At 74.0% G+C, this 24,594-nt stretch carries 25 protein-coding genes and 1 pseudogene; 8 read left to right on the top strand and 18 right to left on the bottom strand.

Going from position 1 to position 24,594, the window contains the following annotated elements:
- Nucleotides 1-36 precede the first annotated feature (36 nt).
- The 3 genes from AB4039_RS15685 to AB4039_RS15675 all read right to left on the bottom strand — a co-directional run bounded on the left by AB4039_RS15685 (nucleotide 37) and on the right by AB4039_RS15675 (nucleotide 3,622).
- Complete coding sequence (locus AB4039_RS15685) at nucleotides 37-771, bottom strand: hypothetical protein (RefSeq protein ID WP_266840175.1); 735 nt, start codon at nucleotides 769-771, stop codon at nucleotides 37-39.
- 206 nt (nucleotides 772-977) lie between these two features.
- A complete protein-coding gene (locus AB4039_RS15680) occupies nucleotides 978-2,804 on the bottom strand; it encodes an acyl-CoA dehydrogenase (protein WP_266840174.1) in 1,827 nt (608 codons plus the stop codon).
- Between the two features lie 173 nt (nucleotides 2,805-2,977).
- On the bottom strand, nucleotides 2,978-3,622 hold the full coding sequence (locus AB4039_RS15675) for an NADPH-dependent F420 reductase (protein ID WP_442270983.1): 645 nt from the start codon (nucleotides 3,620-3,622) through the stop codon (nucleotides 2,978-2,980).
- An 87-nt stretch (nucleotides 3,623-3,709) separates the two neighbouring features.
- Between AB4039_RS15675 and AB4039_RS15670 the strand changes: the two genes are divergently transcribed.
- Nucleotides 3,710-4,105 carry a winged helix-turn-helix transcriptional regulator gene (locus AB4039_RS15670; RefSeq protein WP_266840172.1) on the top strand — a complete coding sequence of 132 codons (396 nt, stop codon included), beginning with the start codon at nucleotides 3,710-3,712 and terminating at the stop codon, nucleotides 4,103-4,105.
- Here the strand turns inward: AB4039_RS15670 and AB4039_RS15665 are convergent.
- Together AB4039_RS15665 and AB4039_RS15660 are read right to left on the bottom strand one after the other, a co-directional pair.
- Nucleotides 4,102-4,479: an ATP-binding protein gene (locus tag AB4039_RS15665; protein ID WP_442270982.1), complete on the bottom strand. Its 378-nt coding sequence runs from the start codon at nucleotides 4,477-4,479 to the stop codon at nucleotides 4,102-4,104. The genes AB4039_RS15670 and AB4039_RS15665 overlap by 4 nt on opposite strands.
- Nucleotides 4,476-4,682 carry a hypothetical protein gene (locus tag AB4039_RS15660; protein WP_442270981.1) on the bottom strand — a complete coding sequence of 69 codons (207 nt, stop codon included), beginning with the start codon at nucleotides 4,680-4,682 and terminating at the stop codon, nucleotides 4,476-4,478. Before AB4039_RS15660 ends, AB4039_RS15665 begins: the two co-directional genes overlap by 4 nt.
- Nucleotides 4,683-4,797: 115 nt before the next feature.
- Between AB4039_RS15660 and AB4039_RS15655 the strand changes: the two genes are divergently transcribed.
- From AB4039_RS15655 to AB4039_RS15645, 3 genes are read left to right on the top strand one after another with little or no spacing between them, the layout of a single operon-like run.
- Nucleotides 4,798-5,685 carry a helix-turn-helix domain-containing protein gene (locus AB4039_RS15655; RefSeq protein WP_442270989.1) on the top strand — a complete coding sequence of 296 codons (888 nt, stop codon included), beginning with the start codon at nucleotides 4,798-4,800 and terminating at the stop codon, nucleotides 5,683-5,685.
- Nucleotides 5,636-5,866 carry a DUF397 domain-containing protein gene (locus AB4039_RS15650; RefSeq protein WP_266840167.1) on the top strand — a complete coding sequence of 77 codons (231 nt, stop codon included), beginning with the start codon at nucleotides 5,636-5,638 and terminating at the stop codon, nucleotides 5,864-5,866. The genes AB4039_RS15655 and AB4039_RS15650 overlap by 50 nt, the downstream gene beginning before the upstream one ends.
- Before the next feature lie 10 nt (nucleotides 5,867-5,876).
- Nucleotides 5,877-6,341 carry a hypothetical protein gene (locus AB4039_RS15645; RefSeq protein ID WP_442270980.1) on the top strand — a complete coding sequence of 155 codons (465 nt, stop codon included), beginning with the start codon at nucleotides 5,877-5,879 and terminating at the stop codon, nucleotides 6,339-6,341.
- Nucleotides 6,342-6,362: 21 nt separating this feature from the next.
- Here AB4039_RS15645 and AB4039_RS15640 read toward each other — a convergent pair whose 3' ends face one another.
- Entirely contained in the window at nucleotides 6,363-6,803 is a 441-nt protein-coding gene (locus AB4039_RS15640) for a hypothetical protein (RefSeq protein WP_266840165.1), read from the bottom strand.
- Nucleotides 6,804-6,993: 190 nt separating this feature from the next.
- On the opposite strand from AB4039_RS15640, the gene AB4039_RS15635 reads away from it, so the two are divergent.
- Nucleotides 6,994-7,953: a pirin family protein gene (locus AB4039_RS15635; protein WP_442270979.1), complete on the top strand. Its 960-nt coding sequence runs from the start codon at nucleotides 6,994-6,996 to the stop codon at nucleotides 7,951-7,953.
- A 10-nt stretch (nucleotides 7,954-7,963) separates the two neighbouring features.
- Here the strand turns inward: AB4039_RS15635 and AB4039_RS15630 are convergent, their stop codons facing one another.
- Together AB4039_RS15630 and AB4039_RS15625 are read right to left on the bottom strand one after the other, a co-directional pair.
- Nucleotides 7,964-9,022: an AI-2E family transporter gene (locus AB4039_RS15630; RefSeq protein ID WP_266840162.1), complete on the bottom strand. Its 1,059-nt coding sequence runs from the start codon at nucleotides 9,020-9,022 to the stop codon at nucleotides 7,964-7,966.
- A 36-nt stretch (nucleotides 9,023-9,058) separates the two neighbouring features.
- Entirely contained in the window at nucleotides 9,059-11,278 is a 2,220-nt protein-coding gene (locus AB4039_RS15625; protein WP_442270988.1) for a SpoIIE family protein phosphatase, read from the bottom strand.
- Nucleotides 11,279-11,426: 148 nt separating this feature from the next.
- Between AB4039_RS15625 and aspS the strand changes: the two genes are divergently transcribed.
- Nucleotides 11,427-13,256, top strand: coding sequence for an aspartate--tRNA ligase (gene aspS, locus AB4039_RS15620; RefSeq protein WP_266840161.1), 1,830 nt, complete (start codon nucleotides 11,427-11,429; stop codon nucleotides 13,254-13,256).
- A 106-nt stretch (nucleotides 13,257-13,362) separates the two neighbouring features.
- Here the strand turns inward: aspS and AB4039_RS15615 are convergent, their stop codons facing one another.
- Complete coding sequence (locus AB4039_RS15615) at nucleotides 13,363-15,108, bottom strand: VWA domain-containing protein (protein ID WP_442270978.1); 1,746 nt, start codon at nucleotides 15,106-15,108, stop codon at nucleotides 13,363-13,365.
- 293 nt (nucleotides 15,109-15,401) lie between these two features.
- Between AB4039_RS15615 and AB4039_RS15610 the strand changes: the two are divergent.
- Nucleotides 15,402-15,766, top strand: a pseudogene (locus tag AB4039_RS15610) (alkaline phosphatase PhoX); the annotation flags it as partial.
- 50 nt (nucleotides 15,767-15,816) lie between these two features.
- Here the strand turns inward: AB4039_RS15610 and AB4039_RS15605 are convergent.
- The 4 genes from AB4039_RS15605 to AB4039_RS15590 all read right to left on the bottom strand — a co-directional run bounded on the left by AB4039_RS15605 (nucleotide 15,817) and on the right by AB4039_RS15590 (nucleotide 20,825).
- Complete coding sequence (locus tag AB4039_RS15605) at nucleotides 15,817-17,118, bottom strand: sensor histidine kinase (protein WP_266840159.1); 1,302 nt, start codon at nucleotides 17,116-17,118, stop codon at nucleotides 15,817-15,819.
- Nucleotides 17,106-17,795 carry a hypothetical protein gene (locus AB4039_RS15600; RefSeq protein WP_442270987.1) on the bottom strand — a complete coding sequence of 230 codons (690 nt, stop codon included), beginning with the start codon at nucleotides 17,793-17,795 and terminating at the stop codon, nucleotides 17,106-17,108. Before AB4039_RS15600 ends, AB4039_RS15605 begins: the two co-directional genes overlap by 13 nt.
- Before the next feature lie 129 nt (nucleotides 17,796-17,924).
- On the bottom strand, nucleotides 17,925-19,922 hold the full coding sequence (locus AB4039_RS15595) for an FUSC family protein (RefSeq protein WP_266840157.1): 1,998 nt from the start codon (nucleotides 19,920-19,922) through the stop codon (nucleotides 17,925-17,927).
- Nucleotides 19,923-19,997: 75 nt separating this feature from the next.
- The gene (locus tag AB4039_RS15590; RefSeq protein WP_266840156.1) at nucleotides 19,998-20,825 is read right to left on the bottom strand and encodes a hypothetical protein; all 828 of its coding nucleotides are present in this window, start codon (nucleotides 20,823-20,825) and stop codon (nucleotides 19,998-20,000) included.
- Nucleotides 20,826-21,112: 287 nt separating this feature from the next.
- Here AB4039_RS15590 and AB4039_RS15585 point away from each other — a divergent pair, with 287 nt between their 5' ends.
- The gene (locus tag AB4039_RS15585) at nucleotides 21,113-21,466 is read left to right on the top strand and encodes a hypothetical protein (protein ID WP_266840155.1); all 354 of its coding nucleotides are present in this window, start codon (nucleotides 21,113-21,115) and stop codon (nucleotides 21,464-21,466) included.
- Between the two features lie 85 nt (nucleotides 21,467-21,551).
- Here the strand turns inward: AB4039_RS15585 and AB4039_RS15580 are convergent, their stop codons facing one another.
- From AB4039_RS15580 to AB4039_RS15560, 5 genes are all read right to left on the bottom strand, one after another.
- Nucleotides 21,552-21,770 carry a hypothetical protein gene (locus AB4039_RS15580; protein ID WP_266840154.1) on the bottom strand — a complete coding sequence of 73 codons (219 nt, stop codon included), beginning with the start codon at nucleotides 21,768-21,770 and terminating at the stop codon, nucleotides 21,552-21,554.
- A 56-nt stretch (nucleotides 21,771-21,826) separates the two neighbouring features.
- Nucleotides 21,827-22,198 carry a hypothetical protein gene (locus tag AB4039_RS15575; protein WP_266840152.1) on the bottom strand — a complete coding sequence of 124 codons (372 nt, stop codon included), beginning with the start codon at nucleotides 22,196-22,198 and terminating at the stop codon, nucleotides 21,827-21,829.
- A gap of 121 nt (nucleotides 22,199-22,319) precedes the next feature.
- A complete protein-coding gene (locus tag AB4039_RS15570) occupies nucleotides 22,320-22,904 on the bottom strand; it encodes a hypothetical protein (RefSeq protein ID WP_442270977.1) in 585 nt (194 codons plus the stop codon).
- Between the two features lie 256 nt (nucleotides 22,905-23,160).
- On the bottom strand, nucleotides 23,161-24,264 hold the full coding sequence (locus tag AB4039_RS15565; protein ID WP_442270976.1) for a PucR family transcriptional regulator: 1,104 nt from the start codon (nucleotides 24,262-24,264) through the stop codon (nucleotides 23,161-23,163).
- A 77-nt stretch (nucleotides 24,265-24,341) separates the two neighbouring features.
- Nucleotides 24,342-24,587, bottom strand: coding sequence for a hypothetical protein (locus AB4039_RS15560; RefSeq protein ID WP_266840149.1), 246 nt, complete (start codon nucleotides 24,585-24,587; stop codon nucleotides 24,342-24,344).
- Between the last annotated feature and the right edge of the window lie 7 nt (nucleotides 24,588-24,594).

Here is a 24,594-nt window from a genome sequence, read left to right as displayed (position 1 = left end):
GGGGTCGGGGCAGGTCGCCCCGCCGTCCCGGCGCTCTCAGCCCGGTGGGCGCTCGAATCTGCGCTGCAATTGCCGACGCTCGCCCCGGCGGATGCGCGGGAGCATCTCGGGGGTCTGCGGCGGGCGCTGCGCGCGTCTCTTGCGCCCGGCGCAGAAGATACAGGCCTCGCCGGGAGGGGCATCGGGGTCGATCGGCGCGCCGGGGTGTTCGGAGCATCCGGAGGCGTTGCGCGGCCGGGACAGTTCGCGGGCGACGATGAAGGCGCGGTGCAGGTCGTCGGCGATCCGGACGAAGTCCTGGTCGGGGGAGCCGAGGGTGAGGTGGAAGCGCTGCTCGTCGATGGTGCGCAGGTACCGGCGGAGCACGTCGAGGGTGTACGGGGGATCGGGCACGGGGTAGCCGAGGCGGCGCTGCTCGCCCGCGGGGGCGGGACCGGCCTGGCGGCCGCCCTGGAGGCGCCGGCCGAGGCGGCGGCGGTCGTTGCAGATCAGGCAGCGGCCCCAGCCCTCGGGGGCCTCGGGGTCGAGGGCGCCGTTGGGGTGCTCGGGGCAGCCGGTGTAGCTCTTGGCGGGGGCGAGCCCGGCGGCCGTCTGGAAGGCGATGTAGAGGGCGTCGGCGACGGGGTCGTACTCGGCGGGGTGCGCGCCGTCGTAGAGCTCGGTGATCCGGTCGCCGAGGGCGCCCACGTTGGCCTGGAGCTCCTTGAGGGCGTACGGCCGCCCGGTGGGGACGGAATACCCCCTGCTGCTGTGCTGCTCCTGCGGACTCATGTCTACGAGCGTCCCATGAACGACCGACAACGCGGAAAGCCGCCGGTGGCGGCGGTGGTGGGCGGGATACGGGGGCGGGGTACGGGGCCGGGCCCGGGGGCCGGGTACGGGGCCGGGCACGCCAGCGGCCGGGCCCCCGTGCGGGAAGGCCCGGCCGCTGTGCGTCCACCGTGTGCGCCGACCGCCGGGGCGGCGCCGGTCGTGGTCTAGAAGGCGGCCTCGTCGAGCTCCATGAGGGAGTTGTCGACGGTCTCGGCCAGGGCGCGCTGGACGGAGACGCCCGGCAGGACCTGGGCGGCGAAGAACTTCGCGGCGGCGATCTTGCCGGTGTAGAAGGCCACGTCCTTGGCGGAGGCGCCGGCCAGCTTCTCGGCGGCCACGGCCGCGCCCTTGAGGAGCAGGTAGCCGACGACCACGTCACCGGAGGCCATGAGCAGGCGGGTGGTGTTCTGGCCGACCTTGTAGATGTTCTTGACGTCCTCGCCGGTGGCGGTGAGGTCGACGATCATCTGGCCGACGATGGCCTCCAGGTCCACGGCGGCCTTGGCGAGGGCGTCGCGGGCGGGGGCCAGGTCGTCGCCGCCGGGGCCCTCGGCGAGGAACTTCTTGATCGTCTCGGAGAGGATGTTCAGGGAGGCGCCCTGGTCGCGGACGATCTTCCGGAAGAAGAAGTCCTGGCCCTGGATCGCCGTGGTGCCCTCGTACAGGGTGTCGATCTTGGCGTCGCGGATGTACTGCTCGATCGGGTATTCCTGGAGGTAACCGGAACCGCCGAAGGTCTGCAGCGACTGGGCGAGCTGCTCGTAGGACTTCTCGGAGCCGTAGCCCTTGACGATCGGCAGGAGCAGGTCGTTCAGGCCGATCTCGGCGGAGGCGTCCTCGCCCGCGGCCTGCTTGAGCTGGATCGCGTCCTGGACGGAGGCGGTGTACAGCACGAGGGCGCGCATGCCCTCGGCGTAGGCCTTCTGCGTCATGAGCGAGCGGCGCACGTCGGGGTGGTGCGTGATGGTGACCTTGGGCGCGGTCTTGTCCATGAAGTTGGCCAGGTCCGGGCCCTGCACGCGCTCCTTGGCGTACTCCAGCGCGTTGAGGTAGCCGGTGGAGAGGGTGGCGATGGCCTTCGTGCCGACCATCATCCGGGCGAACTCGATGATCATGAACATCTGGCGGATGCCGTCGTGCTTGTCGCCGATCAGCCAGCCCTTGGCGGGGTGCTGGTCGCCGAAGGTCATCTCGCACGTGTTGGAGGCCTTGAGGCCCATCTTGTGCTCGACGTTCGTCGCGTAGACGCCGTTGCGCTCGCCCAGCTCGCCGGTCTCCCAGTCGAAGTGGAACTTCGGGACGAGGAAGAGGGACAGGCCCTTGGTGCCCGGGCCGTGGCCCTCGGGGCGGGCGAGGACGTAGTGGAGGATGTTCTCCTCCATGTCGTGCTCACCGGACGTGATGAAGCGCTTGACGCCCTCGATGTGCCAGGAGCCGTCGGCCTGCTGGACCGCCTTGGTGCGGCCGGCGCCGACGTCCGAGCCGGCGTCCGGCTCGGTGAGGACCATGGTGGAGCCCCAGCGCTTCTCGACGGCGATCTCGGCGACCTTCTTCTGCGCCTCGTTGCCCTCTTCGAAGAGGATGCCGGCGAACGCCGGGCCGGAGGAGTACATCCACACGGCCGGGTTCGCGCCCAGGATCGTCTCGGCGAACGCCCAGATGAGGGAGCGGGGCGAGGTGGTGCCGCCGATCTCCTCGGGCAGGCCCAGGCGCCAGTACTCGGAGTCCATGAAGGCCTTGTAGCTCTTCTTGAACGACGCCGGGACGGGCGCGGTGTTGGTGGCCGGGTCGAAGACCGGCGGGGTGCGGTCGGCGTCCTCGAAGGAGGCGGCCAGCTCGTTCTCGGAGAGCTTGGTCATCTCGCTGAGGATGGTCCTGGCGGTCTCGGTGTCCATCTCACCGAACGGGCCGGTGCCGTACACGTTGTCGCGGCCGAGCACCTCGAAGAGGTTGAACTCGATGTCGCGGAGATTCGACTTGTAGTGCCCCATGGCGACGGCTCCGTTAAGGCTCGGGGAGACAGGTTCCTCGTACATACCAATCGGTAACGTCATGATGCTACCCACCGGTAATAAGAAGCAACCCCTGCGCCGTCGACTGTGACCAGCATCAAGCCGGAACCGCTGGAGGGCCGCCGGAACCCCGGCGGCCCGGCCCCGGCGTGTCAGGCCGCGGCCCCCGGGACCTCCGGGAAGGCCAGGCGGGGCGATCCGCCCGCCCACCAGACGCCGATCACGAAGGCGGCCGTGGCCTCCACGTACGCCGCCCGGTCCAGCCCGCCCGCCGGCATCGGGCTCCACCCCATCCCCGTGATCAGCTCCTCGACCCGCCCCGCCGCCACCGGGTCGTCCGCGCAGAACGGCACCGCCGGCCGCTCCCCGCCGAAGGCGCCCGGAGGCTGCTCCCACGCGCTGGAGTGGGCCAGGTTGAAGGCCTTCACCACGTGCGCGCCGGGCGCCGCGGCCCCGATCAGCGCGGCCACGCTCGCGCCGGGGGCGGTGGCCAGCATCACCCCGGCCGGACCCGGCTCCAGCGGGTTCGTGCAGTCCACGACCGTCCGCCCCGCCAGCGCCGCCGCGTGCTCCCGGGCCAGCTCCGGGGCCCGCCCGGCCGGTACGGCGAGCAGCGCCACCTCCCCGTACGCCGCCGCCGCGGCCACCGTCCCGTGCCCGGCCGCCCCGATCCGCCCGGCGAGGGCCGCGGCGGCCGCCGTGTCCCGGCCGCCCACGAACACCTCGTGCCCGGCCCGCGCCCAGGCGCCGCCCAGGGCCGCCGCCATCGCTCCCGTACCCATGACACCGATCCGCATGGTCCACCTCTCTCTTTCTCGGGTGGCCGACGCTATGGAGCCCGACGCACACCGCCCGGTGTCCATCGGCGGGGGCAGGATGGCGGGATGGAGAAGCCGACCGAACCGACCGACCCGGCCGCCGGCCTGCCCGACCTCGCGTACACGGCGGACTGCCGGGCGCGGGTCGCCTTCGAGGTGCTGGCCAAGCGCTGGGACAGCGTCGTGGTCTTCACCCTCGGCGCGACCGGCCCGATGCGGCCGCGCGCGCTGGTGGCGCGGATCGGCGGGATCAGCCCGAAGGTGCTGAACGAGGCGCTGCGGAGGCTGGAGTACAACGGCCTGGTCGAGCGCCGCGCGTACGCCGAGGCCCCGCCGCGCGTGGACTACGCCCTGACGGAGGCCGGCACGGCGCTGCTGACCCCGATGCGGGCGATGGGCACCTGGGCCGCGGAGTACGCGGACGCCGTGCTCGACGCGCAGGACCGGTACGAAGCCCGCTAGGGGCGGGGGAGTTCGGCCCAGACGGTCTTGCCGACCGCCTCCCGGCGCACCCCCCACCGCAGCGACACGGCGGCCAGCAGGGCCAGGCCCCGGCCGGACTCGTCGGTGCCGGTCGCGTGCCGCCGCACGGGGTGGCCGTCCGGATCGGGGTCGGTGAGCTCGACCCGCGTACGGGCTGCCCTTCCGCTGCCGCTTCCGGTGACGCGCAGGGTGACGGGGGTGCCCTCGCCGAGGTGGGTGATCACGTTGGCCAGCAGCTCGCTGACGCAGAGCTCGGCGTCGGGACAGGCCCCGTCCCCGAGGTGCTCGCGGACGGCACGGCGCAGCAGGGGGGCCGCYTGGGGGACGGCGAGCAGCCGGACGGTGAGGCTCACCGCGCGGCCAGCGCGTCCGCGAGCCGCTGAGCGGTGGCGGCGTTGCAGTTGCCGAGGCTGATCAGCGGCGGGCCGCGGTGGCTCGCCGCGTACGAGGGCAGGTGGAGGTCGAGTGAGGGCAGCGTGATCCCGTGCGAGGCCAGCGCGGCGCGGAGTTCGGTGAGGGCGGTGATCGCGACGCGGTCGCCGTCGGGGTCGCTCATGGGGGGACTTCCGTTCCTGTGCGGAGTGTGACGAAGCCCTCACAGGCTGACGCGGCGCCGCGTACCGTGGGAAGGGTTTCGGCTCCACGGGGCGAAGTGTGGAAGGCAGGCGATGGTGGCCCGACGCAAGGAGATCGACGGCTCGGCGAGCGTTCCGGCCTTCTACGGCAAGGAGCTCCGCTGGAAGCGGGAGCGGCTCGGCCTCACGCTGGAGGAGACCGTTGAGGGCAGTTTCTACGGAGTGAGCTACCTCAGCGAGATCGAACGGGCCCAGCGTCGAATGCCGTTGGACCTTGCTCGGCACGTGGACCGTGTGCTGGGCACGGACGGATTCTTCGAGCGGTGCTGCGAGGACGCGCGCAAGGCCCGCAACACGGGCCACGCAAATTACGCCGAGAAAGTCCTGGACGCGGAGAAGGTCGCCCAGACGATCGAGGAGTGGTGTCCGGCAGCGTTTCCGGGCTTGTTGCAGACGGCTGAGTACGCGCGCGCTCTGGCGCGGGCCGAACGTCCTCTTGAGCCTGTGGAGGAGACGGACGTGAAGATCCGGGCCCGGCTGGCGCGGGCGTGTCTGTTCGAGGAGTCCCACGGGCGGCCGGAGTACTGGGTCGTTCTGCACGAGTCGCTACTGCGGCTGCCAGTCGTTTCACCGGTCCAGATGGCAGATCAACTCGACCGCATCGTCGCTTTGGTGCGGAGGAATCGGATCGTTCCACAGGTCATTCCGTGGAACGCTGGTGCGCACCCTTTCATGTCGGCCGGAACCACCATCGTGATGACCTTCGCGGACGCTCCGCCGTTGGTCTACACGGAGTCGCTGCACAGCGGTGTGACCATCGACGATCCGGCGCTCGTGATGAAGTACCGGAGGTCGTACGATCTGCTCAGGGCCGTCGCGCTACCGCCGAAGGCGTCCCTCGCCATGATGGAGGCGGCAGCAGAGGACTACCGAAATGGCAATCGCGCGGATGGACTTGAGCGCCGCAGCCTGGCGCACGAGTAGCTATACCAACAGTGATGGTGGGACCTGCGTCGAGGTGGCCGACGGGTACGCAGGGATCGTGCCGGTCCGGGACTCCAAAAGGCCCGGCGGGGACGTCGTCATCGTCACGGCGGCGGCCTGGGGGCCCTTCGTCGCCGCCCTGAAGGGCGGTCCCGCCCCGGAAGGCCCGCGGCCTCGATAGGCTTCGGCCCATGTACGGCTACGACCAGAACCCGGGTGCCCAGCAGGGCTACGCGCAGCAGCCCCCGCAGGGGTACGCGCAGCAGGCGCCGCCGCTGTACCCCGAGCCGTCCCCGCCCTCGCTCGCGGACGCCGTGCGGGCCTTCACCACCGGTTCGCTGTCCGCCGAGGACTTCCAGCAGATCTTCGCCACCTCGAAGGTCTACTGCCCGCGCGGCGACACCCCGGGGTTCCTGGCGCTGCACAACACGCAGCAGCCCGTCATCCCGATGTTCACCACGCTCAAGGAGCTCCGCCGGTACGCCGGCAAGGAGTCCAAGTACTTCGTCTCCGCGGCGTCGCGACGCCCGGCACGCACTCTCGCCGCACCGACCGAAAGCTCAAGTACGTCCAGTACGCGGGCTTCCGGTCGGCACGCCGAGAGCACGCACCGGGCGCCGCTCCTTCCCCACGGACATCCGTCAGACACCCCCTAGACGCCATTGCTGCGCAGGCGGCTAGGCGCCGGCCCGCCGCAGCCTGCGCCGCCACAGGGCCGTGGCCGCCGTGCCCGCCGCCAGGGCCGCCGCCCCGTACGCGTACAGCAGGGCCGGGTCCGGGTGGTGGGCCAGGGTGATGCGGATGCCCGCGTAGACCGGGAGGACGACGAGCTGCCAGCGGCCGTCGTATTCGACCCTCGCGGTGGCCCACTGGAGCAGCAGGCCGGCCAGGAACGTCAGGACCGCCCAGGCGGTGAGGTACGGCCACGGGGACCCGGGCAGCGGTGTCAGCGGCATGCCGGTCGAGGCCCAGCGGTGGGTGGCGTAGCCGATGGCCGTGACCAGGGCGGCGATGCCGGCGGCCCGGCCGAGGGCGGCCAGGGGGGCGGGCACGCGCCGCCGGGGATCGGCCTCCGCTCCGGGGGCGGGTTCGGGTTCGGTCGTCGGACGGGTCTCCATGTCCGGGAAGACTCGACGGCGGGCCCCTGGGTTGTCATGTGTAGGACATTTGGCGGGATTTTCCTGATCAGGGGGCTCTTCGCCCCACCGCGCGCCCGTCCGGGAATGACCCGGGCGGGCGCGCTGTTCTGTGCGGTGTGGCAGAAAGTTCGACTTTCAACTAAAGTCGGAACAGAAGGAGGTCCTGACCATGCCCGCAGTGACTGTTGAGAACCCGTTGACCCTCCCGCGCGTGGCCGCGCCGCAGACGGCCGCGCCGCGCAAGGTGCTGGCCGTGTCCACGGCCCCGGGCGGCTTCGAGGGCGAGGGCTTCCCGGTGCGCCGCGCGTTCGCCGGGATCGACTACCGCCACCTCGACCCGTTCATCATGATGGACCAGATGGGCGAGGTGGAGTACGCGCCGGGCGAGCCCAAGGGGACCCCTTGGCACCCCCACCGCGGCTTCGAGACCGTCACCTACCTGATCGACGGAACCTTCGTCCACCAGGACAGCAACGGCGGCGGCGGCGTCATCAACGGCGGCGACACCCAGTGGATGACCGCCGGTTCGGGCCTCCTGCACATCGAGGCCCCGCCGGAGTCGCTGGTCGTCAGCGGCGGTCTCTTCCACGGCCTCCAGCTGTGGGTGAACCTCCCGGCCTCCGACAAGATGATGCCCCCGCGCTACCAGGACATCGGCGGCGGCCAGGTGCAGCTGCTGACCACCCCGGACGGCGGCGCGCTGCTCCGCGTGATCGCCGGTGAGCTGGACGGGCACGAGGGGCCGGGCATCACCCACACCCCGATCACGATGATCCACGCGACCGTCACCCCGGGCGCGGAGATCACCCTGCCGTGGCGCGAGGACTTCAACGCCCTCGCCTACGTCCTGGCCGGGCGAGGGTCGGCCGGCGAGGAGCGCAGGCCCCTGCACACCGGGCAGACGGCCGTCTTCGGCGAGGGCGGCTCGCTCACCCTGCGGGCGGACGGGTCCCAGGACTCCAACGCCCCGGCCCTGGAGGTCGTCCTGCTCGGCGGGCGGCCCATCCGGGAGCCGATGGCGCACTACGGGCCGTTCGTGATGAACAGCCGGCACGAGCTCCAGCAGGCCTTCGACGACTTCCAGGCGGGCCGGCTCGGCCGGATCCCGACCACGGAGCGCACGAAGTAGCCCACGGAGATCAGGGGAGCGGGACCTCGGGGTCCCGCTCCGCGAAGCGGCCGCGCAGTTCCGAGACCACTCCGAACGCGGCCGCCGTCAGCGGTACGGCGAGCAGCATGCCGAGGATGCCGGCGACGCTCGCCCCGGCCGTGATCGCGAGCATCACCAGCGCCGGGTGCATCTGCACGGTCCGGCTCTGGACCAGGGGCTGGAGCACGTACCCCTCGATCATCTGGACCGCCAGCACGACGCCCAGGACCCACAGGGCGATGACCCAGCCCCGGTCGGCGAGGGCCACGAGGACCGCCACGGCGCCGGAGAGGAAGGCGCCGAGGTAGGGGACGTAAGCGGTGACGAACACCAGCGCCGCCAGACCCACCGCGCCCGGCACCCCGAACACCAGCAGCCCCGCGCCGATCAGCACGGCGTCGACGAGGGCCACCAGGGTGGTCCCGCGCATGAAGCCCTCGACCGCCTCGAAGGCGCGCCGTCCCATGGCCTCCATCAGGTCGCCCGACCGGGTCGGGACGAGGGCGCGCAGCGTGTGCGCCGCCCGGTCGGAGTCCCGCAGGAAGAAGAAGATCAGCACCAGCGCCAGGACCGCCATCGCGATCGTCGTGCCGACCGCGCTGAGCCCGGCGAGCAGCCCGGAGGCGGCGGTCCCGCCGAACTTCGCGAGCAGGCCCTCGGAGTTCTTGGCGAGGTCCTCCACCGAGGTGCCGACGGCCCCGAAGTGTTCGGCGAGGGCCTGCCCGGCCCGCCGGAGGGCGTCGACGATCTGGTCGCCGGTCTCGACGAGCGCGAGGACGACGACGTACGCGGCTCCGCCGACGACCGCGACGACGGCGAGGCAGGTGAGGGCCGCGGCGAGCGAGCGGTGCACCCCCATCCGGACCAGCCGACGGTGCAGCGGCCCGAGCAGGGCGGTCCCGAGCACGGCCAGCAGTACGGGCGTGACGACGGTCTTGAGGACGACGCACAGCCAGATGGCGACGGCGAGGACGCCGACGGCGAGCAGGACCACGGCGCACCAGGCGGCGAACCGTCGCACCGGGCCGGGGAGCAGGGGGGTCGCCATCGCCGCGTCCGCCTTTCGGGGGGACCTCCGGGGGAGTTACCGGTCCGCTACCGGGTCCCGTTGCGGGCCCGGGTCCTCTTCCGGGCCCGGGTCCTGTTCCTCGTCCGGTTTGGAGCGTTCGTACAGCTCGAACCAGATCGACTTGCCCGCGCCGCGCGGGTCGACGCCCCAGGTGTCGGCGAGCATCTCCATCAGCAGCACGCCGCGCCCGCTGGACGCCATCTCCCCGGGGTGGCGCATGTGCGGCAGCTCGTCGCTCGCGTCCGCCACCTCCACGCGCAGCCGGCGCGCGCCCAGCTCGCCCACCGCCTCCGCGACCAGCAGCGCGTCGCCGTCGGTGTGCACCAGCACGTTGGTCACCATCTCGGAGACCATCAGCTCGGCCGCGTCGACCTGCTCGGTGTCCGTCCAGTCGTGCAGCAGCTCCCGGACCTGGCGCCGGGCCCCCGCGATCCGCTCCGGCTCCGCCTGCGCCACGGTCAGCACCGTGCGCCGGGCGGGCCGTGCCGGGTGCGACAGCGGGGTTCCGCAGCCGCAGTCCGGGCTCTCGCGGCACAGCAGCACCACCGCTATGTCGTCCTCGCGGCGGTCGGCCAGCGGCCCGGTGGTGTGGTGCGAGGAAGGCCCGTGCACGGCCTGCACCAGCAGGTCGGCCAGTCTTTCGAGGTGCCGGGGCTCCAGGCCCTCCGTGTCGTGCGTCCCGGACTCCAGGATGGCCCGCAGCCGCGCCCAGCCGGTGTCCAGGTCGTGGCCGCCGGTCTCGATGAGCCCGTCGGTGCAGAGCATCATCGTCTCGCCGGGTTCCAGGGTGAACCGGGTGGTGGGGTAGTCGGTGTCCGGGATGATGCCGAGCGGCAGGCCGCCCGCGGTGGGCCGCATCAGGACGGTGCCGTCCGCCATCCGGATCGCCGGGTCGGGGTGTCCGGCGCGGGCCACCTCCAGCAGGCCCGTCTCCGGGTCGCACTCCGCGTAGAGGCAGGTCGCGAAGCGCGGGCTCTGGTAGTCGGGCCCCTCGGCCGGATCCGACTCCTGGGAGGAGCAGAGCCCGGACAGGAAGCGGGAGGCCCGCGAGAGCACGGCGTCGGGGCGGTGGCCCTCGGAGGCGTAGGCCCGCACGGCGATCCGCAGCTGGCCCATCAGGCCGGCCGCCCGTACGTCGTGCCCCTGGACGTCGCCGATGACCAGCGCGAACCGTCCCGAGGGCAGCGGGATCACGTCGTACCAGTCGCCACCGACCTGGAGACCGCCCCCGGTGGGGACGTAGCGGGCCGCGAGGGTCATGCCGGGGATCTCGGGCCCCAGCTGCGGCATCATCGACCGTTGGAGCCCGGTGGTGAGTTCCCGCTCGGATTCGGCCACTCCGGCCCGCTGGAGGGCCTGGGCCAGCATCCGGGCCACCGTCGTCAGCACGGACCGCTCGTCGGGCGAGAAGGACACCGGGTGCTTGAAGGCGGCCATCCAGGCCCCCATGGTCCGTCCGGCCACGATCAGCGGCAGGAAGGCCCAGGAGGCGCGCCCGAAGCGCTGGGCGAGCGGCCAGGTGACCGGGAAGCGCCGCAGGTAGTCCTCAGGGCTGGGCAGGTAGATCGCCCGGCCGCCCCGGACGACCTCCGCGGCCGGGTAGTCGGTGTCCAGCGGCATGTCGGTGAAGGGGCTCTCGTCCCCGGGGCCGTGCCCGTGGTGCCCGATGACGGACAGCCGGTCGCCCGCCACTCCGAAGACGGCCAGCCCGTCCGGGTTGAAGCCCGGCATGGACAGCGAGGCCGCGACCCGCAGCACCTCCGCGGTGGAGCGGGCCTCGGCCAGTGCCCGGCCGGCGTCCAGCAGGAAGGCCTCGCGGGAGCGCCGCCAGTCGCCGGTGATCGGGGTGTGCGCCGCGGTGGTGCCGGGCTGCGGTTCGGCGATCTCCTGGATGGTGCCGATCAGCTCGTAGTCGACGCGGCCCTCGGCCGTCAGGTTCTGCACGGGCTTGGAGCGGCTGCGCACGGTGCGCAGCACGCGCCCGTCCTCGTCCATGATCCGCAGCCGGGCCTCGGCGAGGGTGCCCTCGGCGACGGCGAGGTTCACGATGCCGTTGATCTCGTTCCAGTCCACCGGGTGGAAGCGGGAGCGGGCGGCGGCCTCCGGCAGGACGACGGGCTCCGCGGGCAGCCCGAGCAGCCGGGCGGCCTCGCCGTCGAGGGTGACCGTCCCGGAGGCGTTGTCCCATCGCCACAGACCGGTCGCGATGGCGGCCAGGACGTCCTCGGTGCGCACCTGGTCATCTTTACAGGTCATCCGGTCGGGCTGCCTGTTCATCCCCCTGTACGGGCGCCTGTACGGGCGCGCCCGCGCGACGCCCCGCCCGGACGGTAACCTTGGGACGGTTGAATCCACCCTGGTATCGCGTAGAACTGGATGACTGATGCATCGGTACAGGTCCCACACGTGCGGCGAGCTCCGTGCCTCCGACGTCGCCTCCGACGTCCGGCTGAGCGGCTGGCTGCACAATCGTCGAGACCTGGGCGGCATCCTCTTCATCGATCTGCGTGACCACTACGGCATCACGCAGCTCGTGGCCCGCCCCGGCACCGCGGCCGCCGCCGTCCTGGACAAGCTGTCCAAGGAGACGGTCGTGCGGGTCGACGGCAAGGTCGTCTCCCGTGGCGCCGACAACGTCAACCCCGAGCTGCCGACCGGCGAGATCGAGATCGAGGCCGTCGAGGTCGAGGTGCTCGGCGCCGCCGCCCCGCTGCCCTTCACGATCAACACCGACGACGGGGTGAACGAGGAGCGGCGCCTGGAGTACCGCTTCCTCGACCTGCGTCGCGAGCGCATGCACCGCAACATCATGCTGCGCTCGGCCGTCATCGCGTCGATCCGCTCGAAGATGGTGGCCCTCGGCTTCAACGAGATGGCGACCCCGATCCTCACCGCGACCTCCCCCGAGGGCGCCCGTGACTTCGTCGTCCCGTCCCGTCTGAACCCGGGCAAGTTCTACGCGCTGCCGCAGGCGCCGCAGCAGTTCAAGCAGCTGCTGATGATCTCCGGCTTCGACCGGTACTTCCAGATCGCGCCCTGCTTCCGCGACGAGGACGCCCGCGCCGACCGTTCGCCGGGCGAGTTCTACCAGCTCGACGTCGAGATGTCGTTCGTCGAGCAGGAGGACGTCTTCCAGCCGATCGAGCGCCTGATGACGGAGATCTTCACGGAGTTCGGCAAGGGCCGCGAGGTCACCTCGCCGTTCCCGCGGATCCCGTTCCGCGAGTCGATGCTGAAGTACGGCAACGACAAGCCCGACCTGCGCGCCAAGCTGGAGCTCGTCGACATCACCGACGTCTTCGAGGGCTCGGAGTTCAAGGCGTTCGCCGGCAAGCACGTGCGCGCGCTGGCCGTCCCGGACACCGCCGCGCAGCCGCGCAAGTTCTTCGACGGCCTCGGCGAGTACGCGATCTCGCTGGGCGCCAAGGGCCTGGCCTGGGTCCGCGTGGGCGAGGACGGCGCGCTGACCGGCCCGATCGCCAAGTTCCTCACCGAGGAGAACGTCAAGGTCCTCACCGAGCGTCTGGGCCTGGCGGCCGGGCACGCGGTGTTCTTCGGCGCGGGCGAGTTCGACGAGGTCTCCAAGATCATGTCCGGCGTCCGCGTCGAGGCGGCCAAGCGCGCGGGCCAGTTCGAGGAGAACGTCTTCCGCTTCTGCTGGATCGTCGACTTCCCGATGTACGAGAAGGACGAGGAGACCGGCAAGATCGACTTCTCCCACAACCCGTTCTCCATGCCGCAGGGCGGCATGAAGGACCTGGAGGAGAAGGACCCGCTCGACATCCTGGCCTGGCAGTACGACATCGTCTGCAACGGCATCGAGCTGTCGTCGGGCGCCATCCGCAACCACGAGCCCGAGGTCATGCTGAAGGCCTTCGAGATCGCCGGTTACGAGGCCGAGACCGTCGAGCGCGAGTTCGCCGGCATGCTGCGCGCGTTCCGCCTCGGCGCCCCGCCGCACGGTGGCATCGCCCCGGGCGTGGACCGCATCGTGATGCTGCTGGCCGACGAGCCGAACATCCGCGAGACCATCGCCTTCCCGCTGAACGGCAACGCCCAGGACCTGATGATGGGCGCGCCGACGGTGCTGGAGGAGGCCCGCCTGCGCGAGCTGAACATCGCGCTGCGCAAGCCGGTCGAGACCAAGGCCGCGGCCTCGGAGCGCCCCGTCTCCGACGCGGTCGCCCCGGACGCCGGTTCGCCGCGCGGCTGAGGCCCGTGGGCCCTCGGGCCCGCTCGTACGAAGGCGGCGCCCCCTCCCGGACCGGGAGGGGGCGCCGCCTTTTTCGCCCGCCTACGTTGTACGTGTACCGCGGTGATCAGAACTGCTGGAGCAGGCCCTTGAGGAGGGCGGCCGGGGCGAGCTCGGCGGGGGCCGGGCCGGCGTGGAAGAAGCCGGCGTTGTCGGCGTCCAGCTTGCGCAGGAAGTCGAAGGCCTTGTTGTCGTGGTCGCCGAACGCGACGAACTGCCAGTGGACCTCGGGGGCGGTGGCGGCGGCGTCGACGATCGCCTGCCGGGCGGGCTGACGGCTGTCCGGCGCGCCGTCCGTCTGGAAGACGACCAGGGCCGGGCCGGTGCCGCCGTCCTTCCGGTAGCGCTCCAGGACGGCTTCCACGGCCACGTGGTAGCTGGTGCGGCCCATCCGCCCGAGTTCGGCGTGGCGGGCCTCGACCCAGGCCGCGTCGTGGGCGTCGAGGGTCAGCTCGGCGGTGCCGTCCAGCTCGGTGGAGAAGAACACCGTGTGGACGGTGGCCTCCTCGTCGAGGTGCGCGGCCAGGGCCAGGGCGTGGTCGGCGAGGTGCTGGGCGCTGCCGTCCTTGTAGAAGCCGCGCATGGAACCGGAGCGGTCGAGGACCAGGTAGACCTTGGCGCGGGCTCCGGTCCTGCCCTTCGTGCGCAGCGCCTGGCCGGCGGCCTTGTACGCGGCCGCCACCTCGGGCGCCCGCCGCCGTACGGCTGCCGCGGCGATGGCGGGCCCCTGCGGCTCCGCCTCCGCCTCCGGTTCGTCGGTCTCGGGCTCGGGCTCGGCCTCCGCCTGCGCGGCGACGGGCTCCGGCTGGACCTCGGGCTCCGGGGCGGCGGGCTCCTGCGGCTCAGCCTCGGGCTCGGTGGCCTCGGTCTCCGCGACGGCGGCGGCAACGGCCTCCGCCTCGGGCTCCGGGGCGGGGGTCTCGGCGGCGACGGCTTCCGGCTCGGCCTGCGCGGCCACCGCTTCGGCCTCGGGCTCCGCGGCCTCGGCGGTGACGGCCTCGGTCTCGGCGGTGACGGCCTCCGGCTCGGGAGCTTCGGCTTCGGCCTCGGGCAGCGCCTCAGCGGTGGCGGCCGGCTCGGGCTGGGCCGTGGCGGCTTCCGCCTCGGTGGCCTCGGGCTCCGGCTGCGCCGCGGCGATGGCCTCGGCGTGCTCGGCAGGGGCGGCCTCGGGCTCCGGGGCCTCGGCGGTGACGGCCCCGGCCTCGGCGTCGGGGGTGACGGCCTCGGGCTCGGCCTGCGCGGCCACCGCTTCGGCCTCGGGCTCCGTGGCCTCAGCGGCGGCGGGCTCGGCCGTGGTGGCTTCCGCTTCGGTGGCCTCGGGCTCCGGCTGTGCCGGGGCGGTGGTGGCCTCCGGCTCGGCGGCCTCGGGCTCCGTGGCCTCGGCGGTGACCGCCTCCGGCTCGGCAGGGGCGGCTTCCGCCGGGGTGGCCTCCGGCTCGGTGGCGGCGGCCTCCGGTGCGGGGGTGCCCGTACCGGCGGCGGCCTCGGCCGGGGCCGGCTCCGCCGGAGGGGCGGGGGCCGGGGAGGGGGTTTCGGGAAGCGCCGGAGGCGAAGGGCGCCGGGCCTCCGGGACCGTGGGGTCCGTCGTCTGCGCCGGGGCGGTCAGCAACGTGCCCGGCTCGCGGTCGCGCGGTGCGGACTGCGGCGGGACGGTGGGGTTGTCGAAGGAGGCCGCCACCAGTTCGGCGGCCGCGTCCAGGGGGTTGCGTTCCGCCTGGTTGGGTACCGCCGCCGAGGCAGACGAATCCGACGTCTCCGGAACCGGCTCGGCCGACCGTCCGAACACCTTGCGCAACAAGCTCCGAATACCCATGGGCCAGGCCTTTCGCATGAGTGCGTGCGTCATTTGTCCGTGCTGCGCGGTTGATCCCTGCCCAGAGTGGACACGTAAGGTTATCGGCCCCCTGGCTGGAACTTCGGCAGGGGCGCCTTTCGTGGCGCCCAGCCAACCAGGGAACAGCGGCCTCCGCCCGAACTGCCCCTCCGCCGTGCCGGGTTCATTCAGCGTTCACTCCTGCGCCGCCGCATCGGCGCAACCCGCGCCTAGCGTCGCCGCTGATGCGTCCCGACGCGTCGTCGGCGCCGTGCACCCCCGGAGGGCACMTCGTGCGCAAGCTCCTGCCGCTCATCGGCAATCCGCACGGCAGCGGTCGTTCCGCTCTCACTTGCCGCTACCGCTGCGGCGACGCCTGCTTCCGCGAGGTGCCCCACGCCAGTGGCGACGAGTACGTCGGCGACGCCACCGCCCGTGCCCACTCCCGCCGCTCGATGCTGCGCTCCGCGGCGACGGCCGTCGCGCCGAGCACCGACGAGCGGGTGACCGTCCCCGAGGGCCACGACCAGAACGTGGTCATCCGCTGAGCGACCCGATCGTCGAGGGCGCCCCGGGGTTCAATCCGGACAAGCGGACCGCAGCCGCCCAGGCCGGTCAATTCGGTTACAACAACGACTTCCTGAGCCTGCTCCGGCTCCATCGGTGTCTGATCCGCCCGGTGGGCGAGGCCGGTTGACCGGGCCGCGGTCAACCGGCCTCCGGCAGCTGCCCCACCGGCAGGCGCAGGGTCGTCAGCGCGCCCCCGTCCGGGGCGTTGGCGAACCCCAGGACGATCTCCAGGACCGCGGCCTGGCCCACCACGATGGTCAGGCCCAGGCCGTGGCCCCGGCCGCGCCCCGGATCCCCGGTGCGGAAGCGCTTGGGGCCCTGCGCGATCAGTTCGGCCGGGTAGCCCGGACCGTGGTCGCGGATCGCCACGACCGGTCCCTCCACCGTCACCTCGACCGGCGGCCGGCCGTGCTTGTGGGCGTTGACCAGCAGGTTGGCCAGGATCCGGTCCAGGCGCCGCCGGTCGGTGAGCACCACCGCGTCGCGGACCACCCGGACCTCGGCGGGCAGCCGGGACCCGGCGACGGCCCGCTCCACGGCCCGGCCCAGCTCCACCTGGGACAGGTCGGCCCGCTCCACGCCCGAATCGAGCCGGGAGATCTCCAACAGGTCCTCGGTGAGCAGGTGCAGGGCCTTGAGCCGGTCGTTGATCATCTCCTTCGGGCGGCCTTCGGGCAGCAGCCCGGCCGCCGCCAGCGATCCCGTCAGCGGGGTGCGCAGCTCGTGCGCCACGTCCGCCGTGAACCGCTTCTCCGCCTCCAGCCGTTCCTGGAGCGAGGCCGCCATGGTGTCCAGGGCGTGCGCGACGTCCCGTACCTCGTCGCGGTAGCGGCGCGGCCGCCGTCCGTCCGGGTCCGCGTCCGGGGCGGCGTCCGCGCCGGTGTCCCGGCCCGCGTCGGCCGGGAAGTCCACCCGGGCGTCCAGGTCCCCGGAGCTGATCCGGCGGGCCACGGCGGCCGTGGTGGCGAGCCGTCTGCTGATCCGGTCGGCGAGGAAGAGGCCGGCCAGTGCCACGACCCCGGCCGCGAGCGCCGCGGAGGCCAGGATCGCGGCATCGATGTCCCGCAGCCGCGCGCGCGTGTTCCCGTACGGGATCCAGACCGCGAGGGCCGCGCGGTCGGCGGGTCCGGCCGCCCACATGACGGGTTCGCCCCCGTGGGTGCCGACCATGCTGCCGGTCCGGCCGCGCGCGACGAGCGCGCGCAGCGGGGCGGGCAGGCCGGGAGGGTCCAGGGCGGCGTTCACGTCGCCGTGCGCCGTCCCGTACTCGTAGTGGCCGAGGGCGTGGTCGAGGTCCCGGGCCGCCTCCTTGCGGACCTCGCCGACGACCTGCCGGGCGACCACGTTGTGCACCAGGATCCCCAGCGCGGCGGCGACCAGGCAGCACACCGTGGTGGTGGTGAGGGCGATCTTCCAGCGCAGGCTGCTCAGCGCGCGCATCGCGACCGGGTCCCGGGCAGCGGGACGTCCGTGAGGGCCGCGCACTCGTCGAGGGTGAGCTGCGACAGGCTCATGCTGTGCGTCGTGTCGTCCCAGACGTAGTCGGAGACCGAGGTGTACTGCGGGTTCGAGGTCGGTTCGCGGACGGCCAGGTGCCCGGCGGCCACCTCGACGCCCTCCAGTACCCCGCGCCGGGCCAGGATCCGGGCGATCCGGCCGTCGTCCCGGACGGTGTAGACGCGCAGTTCGCTGAGCCGGCCGTCCACGTCCAGGGCCGTGATCAGCTCCTCGCGGCCGTCACCCGTCAGGTCGTGCAGGACGCCGGGGCGCACCGGGCAGTCGGGCCCGCCGTCCGCGGTCCGCGTGCAGAGCGCGAGCCGCTGTACCGCGCGCGGGTCGACGAGGCGGCCCGTCCCGCCGTCCTCGGCGGCGGCGGAGGTGATGTCGGCCCGTACGACGGCCAGCGCGTCGACCCCGCGCATCGTCCGCGCCGGCGCCCTGGGGAGTCCCGGCACCGTGGCGGCCGCGCCCGGCTGCTGTCCCGTGGGGGCCGGGTCGGGGTGGATGTCCTTCCACAGGGCCTTGGGGGCGTGCGCGGTGCCGAGGTCGCCCCCGCTCTTGAGCCCCTCCACGTCGGCGCACCCCGCCCCGCCCGCCAGAACGGCGGCGAGGACCATCACGGCCGGGACCCGGTGCAYGCTCCGRTGCTGCCCCGCCGCGGTCGGCCCGGCCCGGCCCGTGCGCCGTTCGGGGGACCCCGGCACCCGACGGGCGGCGTCCGGCCGCCGCGGGCGCCGGCGGCCGGGTCAACGGTCCGGCTGGGCGATCGCCCGGGCCGCCGCGACCTCCTGGTGGACCGGGGCGAGGACGGAGTCCCGGGCCTCCGGCGGGAGGGGCCGGACGCGGACCTCCTTCAGGGTCGCGCTGCTGCGCACCCCCCGCGCCAGGCCGTGCAGCTCGTCCCTGAGGGCCGCCACCTCCTCGGCGCCGGGGGGAGCGGCTCCGTGGTTGACCCGGACCCGGGCCGCGGTCGTCGCGTCCACGATCCGCTCCACCGCCACCACCAGCGGCCACCACGCGGCGGCCCGCGGGCCGGTGGGCGGGGGTTCGGTCAGGGCCCGCTGGAACTCGCTGCGCACGTCGGAGAGGTCCCGGTAGATACGGCGGCGGGCCTTCTGCCGGGTCAGCCGGGCGGCCCGGAGTGCGGCGTCGTCCGCGGAGGGGGCGAAGGCCCGCTCCACGTAGCCGGCCGCGTCGTCCACGGCGTCGGCGAGCCGGTCCCCGATCCGGGTGTGCCAGCTCTCGGGCCACAGGAGGTAGCCGGCGACGAGGGCGATGGCGCAGCCGATGAGGCTGTCGATCAGGCGCGGCCGGATCAGGTCGAAGCCCTGGTGGTTGAGGAGGTCCGAGAGCAGCAGGATCACGGGGGTGATGGCCGCGGTCTGGAAGGCGTACCCCTTGGTGGAGAACACCGGGATCAGCATGGCCAGCAGCGCCATGACCGGTACGTCCCACCAGCCGCGCGGTACCTCGGCGAGGACGGCGGCCGACAGGACCAGCCCGCCGGCGGTGCCCAGGGCGCGCAGCACGGCGCGGGAGAAGACGGAGCCGAAGTCCGGTTTGAGGACGAAGGTGACGGTCAGGGCGACCCAGTAGGACCGTTCCACCTCGATCAGGGAGACGAGGGACTGCGCGAGCCCGATGCACAGGGCGAGGCGCAGCCCGTACCGCCAGGAGGCCCCGGACAGCATCGTGTCGCGCACCGCCCGCCGGGCCCTGACCCGCAGGGGGGCGGGCCGGCCGAGCCGGTCGTCGATGGCGTACGGGTCCGGTCCGGGGGATCGCACGGTGGCCGCGGCGTACGTCAGCGCGGAGTCGAGGGCCCGCTCGGAGGGGCTCCGCGGTGCGGGCAGGTCGGGTACGGGGGCGCCGGGGCGGCCCTCCTCGACGGCCCGCGCCAGTTCCCGTACGGCCGCCGGGATCACGGGCGGCAGGGGCCGGCCGCGCAGGTGGGCGGCGGGCGCGGCCTCGACCAGCGGGATCAGCGCGTTCAGCTGGGCGAGCAGCCGCACCAGCGAGGGGCTGCGGCCGTGCACCCGGGCCCGGCGGCCCAGGACGAGGTCGTAGGCGTGGTTCAGGGCCTGGGTGAGCCGGTGGCGGCGTTCCTCGTACGCGGGTCCGCCCGCGGCCTCCAGGCTGTCGGCGAGGGCCCGGTAGGCGGACGCGACGGCGGTCCGTTCGGGCAGCCGGCCGCGCAGTGGCCAGCCCAGCAGGCTCAGGGCGAGCACGAACAGGCCGCCGGCGCTGAGCAGCAGCGGGGCGGTCCACCAGGGTTCGGGCATCGGCAGGCCGGCCCCGACGACCGCGTTGAGCAGGAGCAGCAGTCCGGACACGGAGGCGACGGTGCCGATCGAGGAGATCATCCCGGAGACGAGGGCGATCAGGGTCAGGACGCCGACGGCGAGCCAGCCGTGCCCGTAGACGAGGGTGCCGGCGGCGACTCCGACGGCTCCGAAGAACTGCGGGACGGCGATGTTCAGGATCCGCATCCGGTACGCGTCGGCGGTGTCGCCGATGACCCCGGAGAGGGCGCCCATGGAGACGAGGGCGCCGTACTCGGGCTCGTCCAGGGCGAAGCCGACGGCGAGCGGGGTGGCCAGCGCGATCCCGGCGCGGACGGCCGCCGCCCAGGGGACGGGCGCGCGGCTCGGCCGCAGTCCGGCGAGCAGCCAGGCGGGGGGTGCCAGCGGATTCGGCCGCAGCCGCCCGGACGGTATGTGCTCGGTGCGTCGTTCGGTGGTCATTCCGCTTCCGTGTCGCCACTCGCGAATCGGTTCTTCTGGGGAGTTCTGCGGAGTATGGGTGTGTACGTACCGAGCTTATGGGGTGCGGCGCAGCCGTCCGGCCAGCCAGGCGGCCAGGGCCGCCGCCAGCCCGACGGTGAGGACCACCCAGGCGGTGGTCCGCAGGAACGCGGTGAGCGCGTCGTACACCGCTCCGGCGGCGGCCCGGTCGACGTCGGCGGGCAGGTCGTCGAGGGTGAGGCGGCGGCACAGGACCACCGCGGTCCACAGCAGTACGGCGCCCGCGGCCAGCCCGAGACCGGTGGCCAGGACGGCGCGCCGGCGGTGGACGGCGACCGCGACGGCCAGGACGGCCAGGCACAGGGTCAGCAGGGGGAGCCAGACACCGGCGATCTGGAGCATGCGGAACCCCTTCCGGAGCGCGCCGAGGTTGTCGTACTCCATGACCTTCACGGTCAGGTGGGTTTCCGGGATGCGGTCGGCGAAGGGCACGCCGTCGGCGATCAGTTCCCCTCTGACCTGGGCGATCACCGGCGCGAGGTCGATGGTGACCGCGTCCCCGCGGCCGGAGTCGAGGGCGGCGAGGAAGGCGGTGTGCGCGGCGCGGTTGGCGGCGTCCCAGGCCGTGCGGTAGGCCGGGGTCCCGGCGAAGGAGCGCAGGGCCTCGCCGATCAGGGCGTCGACGCCGCCCTGGAAGGGGCCCGCGTCGATCTGCCCGGAGAGGGCGCGGGTGGCCTGGGTGACGACCACGCCCCGGACGGCCGGGTCTTCGGCGAGCGGGGCCATGGCGGCGGTGTAGCGGTCGGCGTTCCCCAGCTCCCGGTCGGCCCAGTAGGCGACCGCGCTCGCGGGCACGAGGAGGGCCACGAGCACGACGAGGGCCGCCGACAGGTAGGTGCGCACGCCACCAGGGAATGCCCCGGGCGGCGGGCGGCGCCACCCCTGTTGCTGCGTCCGGGTGGACCCGGCGGCGCCGGCGGCGGCCGGGTCCGCGGCGGTTCCCGTGCGGTGCGGGCGTCCGGGCGGTGCGACGGGCGTCCGGCGGGGCGGGACCGGGCCACCCGGACGAGTGATCCACTTGCCGCCCCGGGACGCCGGGTGTGCCCTGGATGATGGAAGAGAGGAGCCCCGCCATGGCACATGCGGCACCCACCGTGTCCCGGAGGCATCGCCCCACGACATCGGTGAACGTGGACCACAGCAGCAGGAACGCCCTGATCCGTGCGCTGCTGCTCGGCCTCGTGTACGGGGTCTGGGCGGCCCAGATCGAGCGCGCCACGGGCCCGGTGACCGTGGGCAACGTCTTCTACGGGATCCTGTGCGGCGTGGTGTTCGCCGCCATCATGTTCGCCCTCCACGAGTTCGGTCCGCGCCTGATGCGGGAGCTGCACGCCACCGCCTACGGCGTCTTCGCGGGCGTGGCCATGGGCTACCTGCACAGCCTCACCGGCTCCTCCGTGCTCCGCTCCACCACCGTCGGTCTCGCCGTCGGCGCGGGCGTCGGACTCGCCGCCTTCTACCGCTACTACACGCGGGAGGACTGACGGGGGGCCGGGCGCCGCCTGGGGCGGGGGGCCCGCGGCGGCGCCGGCACGAGGCGGCCACCGGCGCGGAGCGCCCGGCGGGTGGCTAGGCGGCGGGAGAGGCCGGGTCCGGCCGTGCTCCCGCTTCCTGCTCCTTCTCCCGGCCCGCGGTCGTGGTCGCGGTCGCGGTCGCGAGCACCGCCTCGGAGCCGGCCGGCCGCGGCGCGGGCGCGGGCCGTTCCGGGGCCGGGCGGACCGGCGGGGAGTGGCGGGCGGCCTCGGCGCGGAGCATGGCGTTCAGGGCGGCGTACGGGTCGATGGGCATGGCGGAACCTCACGGTGGTTCGGGAGTGTGGGGGGACACGCTGCTGCTCGGCCCGCTCAGCAGCGCAGGACCACACTCCGTACCGCCCGCAGGGATCCTGCCGGTGCGGCGGCCTCCCCGTCCCGGGCCGCGTGCGGCCGCCGAGCCGCATCGCACACGTGTTTCACGTGAAACATTCCCGGCAGCCGCCGGACGGTGGGCGCCGTGCGCACCGCCGTCCGTACGGCCGCGCGGGCGTCGCAGTCCGCTGCTCCGTCCGACTGTCCTTCGGTGGGCTCGGCGGGGGCGGAGGAGGCCGAACGGGAATCCGCGGCCAGGGCGGAGGCCGTACTCGCCGCCGGACCGGCGCCGAACAGGCACAGCAGCGCGACGCAGGCCACCGTCAGGGCCCGCGCCAGCACCGTCCGCGCGTACCGCGCACCGCTCATGACGCCCTCCATGCCCCGGCGCACCGGGGGGCTCCCCCGCCGGGCCCGAGAAGCCCCCGACCGGGGGACGAAGACACCCCCCTCGGCTGACAGCCGCCACCGCCCCACCGGGACCCCGCGCTCAGCGGGTGCGCAGCGGCCCGGTCAGCCGCGCCAGGACGGTGGTCTCCCCGCTGATCAGCCGCAGCCGGGCCCGCCCGGGCCGGTCGGCGGAGCCGCTGACCGCGCCGGGCGAGATCCGCTCGACGGTGAACACGGCCGTACGGTGGTCCGCGCGCGGGATCTCGATGGTGCGCCCCCGCCGCAGTCCGGCGAGCGGCAGCCCGTCCCCGCTGACCACGGCGGTGCCCGCGCTGCCGGGCACCGGGCCTTCGGGGTCCCAGCCGGCCACGCCCTCGGCGTTCTGCGGACCCCGCGCCAGCGGGAGGTCCACCCCCAGGCTGGGGATGCGCAGCCGCAGCGGGCGCGAGGCGCGCAGCGGTGCGGCGGACACGCCCCGGGGCCCGGTGCCCGGACCGTGCGCCCCGGAGTGTTCGAGCCCGCGGACGAGTCGTCGGTGTCCGGACAGGCCCAGCGCCCGGGAGGGCAGCGCGTCGGCGGTGCCGGTGGTGGCGGGCTCCGCGCCCTGACTGCCGCGCAACAGGCCCACTCCGGTGCAGATCAGAGTGACCGTCAGTGCGGCGACGATCCACTGGGCGCGGGCCATGGCGTTCCTCCCGGGCCGGCTCGGGCGGCCGGTTCCTGTGAGCAGTGGACCGCTCCCGGGCGCCCGGCACCGTACGGGCACGCCGGGAAATGACGGTTCGTCATCGGTGTGTCGTGGCCGTGCGCCGGTGTCTTCGCAGCTCGGGGGCGGTGCGCCGGGCGCGCTCCCGGTGGGTCGACGCCGTGCGCCCGAACGGGTGAGGGCGGATCCGGCGGTGCGACGGCCCCCGCCCCGCGCGCCCTGCCGGGCGGCACGTTCACGCCCCTGACGCGGCGTCCGGGTCCGCAACCGCGGCCGACGGCAGAGGGTGCGCGGGCCAGTCCAGCAGCCGGGCCCCGATCGCCGCCGTCTGCAGGGTGTACCGCTGCACGGGATCCCCGGGGTCGTGGCCGGTCATCCGGTGGATCCGCTCCAGCCGGTAGGTCAGTGCCCGCACGCTCAGGCGCAGCCGCCGGGCCGACTCCGCTGCCACGCACCCGGAGTCGAAGTACGCCGTCAGGGTCTCCAGCAGCGGCCCGGCCCCGCCCCGGCCGGCCCGCAGCGGCCCGAGCACGCTCAGCACCAGGTCGGCCAGGGCGGCCCGGTCCCGGGTCAGCAGCGGGAACACCAGCAGGTCGGCGGCGCGCAGTACGGGTCCCTCGAAGCCGAGCCGGTCCGCGAGGTCGAGGGCGTCGCGGGCCTCCTCGTACGAGGCCGCGATCCCGCCCGTGCCCGGACGCGGGCGCCCGACCGCGACGAGCCCCGCGCCCGGGAGCGCCGCGCAGGCCTGCCGCGCGAAGTGGACCGCCACCTCGTCCCGGTCGCCCGGGGCCACGCAGACCAGCAGGCCGTCCTTGGTGGCGAGGAGGGCGGCGCCGTCCCCGAACCGCGCGGTCAGGGCCGCCTCCACGCGGCGGGCGGCCGGGCCCGCGTCCTCGCAGGGCTGCGGGCCGCGCGCGACGGCCACCGTGTACGCGGGCGCCGGGGCCGGTCCGAAGCGCGACGCCCGTTCGGCGAGGCGGCAGGGGTCTCCCCGGCCGAGCAGCAGGTCGTCGACGTACTCCCGGCGGGCGGCCTCCTCGCGGCGCACCACCAGGTGCCGGGCCCGCTCGTAGCCCTCGGCGAAGGCGTCCACGGCCTGCTCCGCCGCCGCCAGCACGAGGTCCGGGGCGCCGTGCCCTTCGAGTGCGGCGCGGGTGGCGGCGAGATGGGCGCCGACGAGGTTCCGCAGCCCGTACCCGGCGGCGGCGGCCCGCGCGCCCAGGGCCCGCCGGGTGGCGAGTGCCTCGGGGCCGGGGCGGCGTCCGGTGGTCCGGACGTCCGCGAGGATCCCCGCGTACCCGGTCAGATATTCCTCGGGTACGTCCCGCCCTGACGCCACACCAGCTCCCCGCTCCGTTCGAACTCCCATTGTCGCCAGGGGGTTCGCGGGGCCCCTGGCCGGGGCGGGCAAGACGCTCAGATCACCACGAACGCGACCGCCGCCGCCCCCATGAGGGCGGCGGCGAGGTGGATCGCGGGGTGGCCGTAGTCCCCGAACCAGAGCTGGCGGGCCAGTCCGCCCAGGGCGGCCAGGGCGGTGATGACCCCGATCTGCGCGAGCAGGGTCGCGGCCGTGAACGGGGCCACGAGCAGGAGTAAGGAGTTCAGCCAGAAGGGTGCGGCGCCGGTCCAGCCCCGCCAATGCCAGATCGCGGTCGGCATGTCCCGG

Source organism: Streptomyces sp. M-16 (assembly GCF_052114405.1).
In the GTDB taxonomy this organism is placed as follows: domain Bacteria; phylum Actinomycetota; class Actinomycetes; order Streptomycetales; family Streptomycetaceae; genus Streptomyces.
Note: the sequence above shows the minus strand (reverse complement) of the source record. Positions and strands in the feature narration are given on the sequence as shown.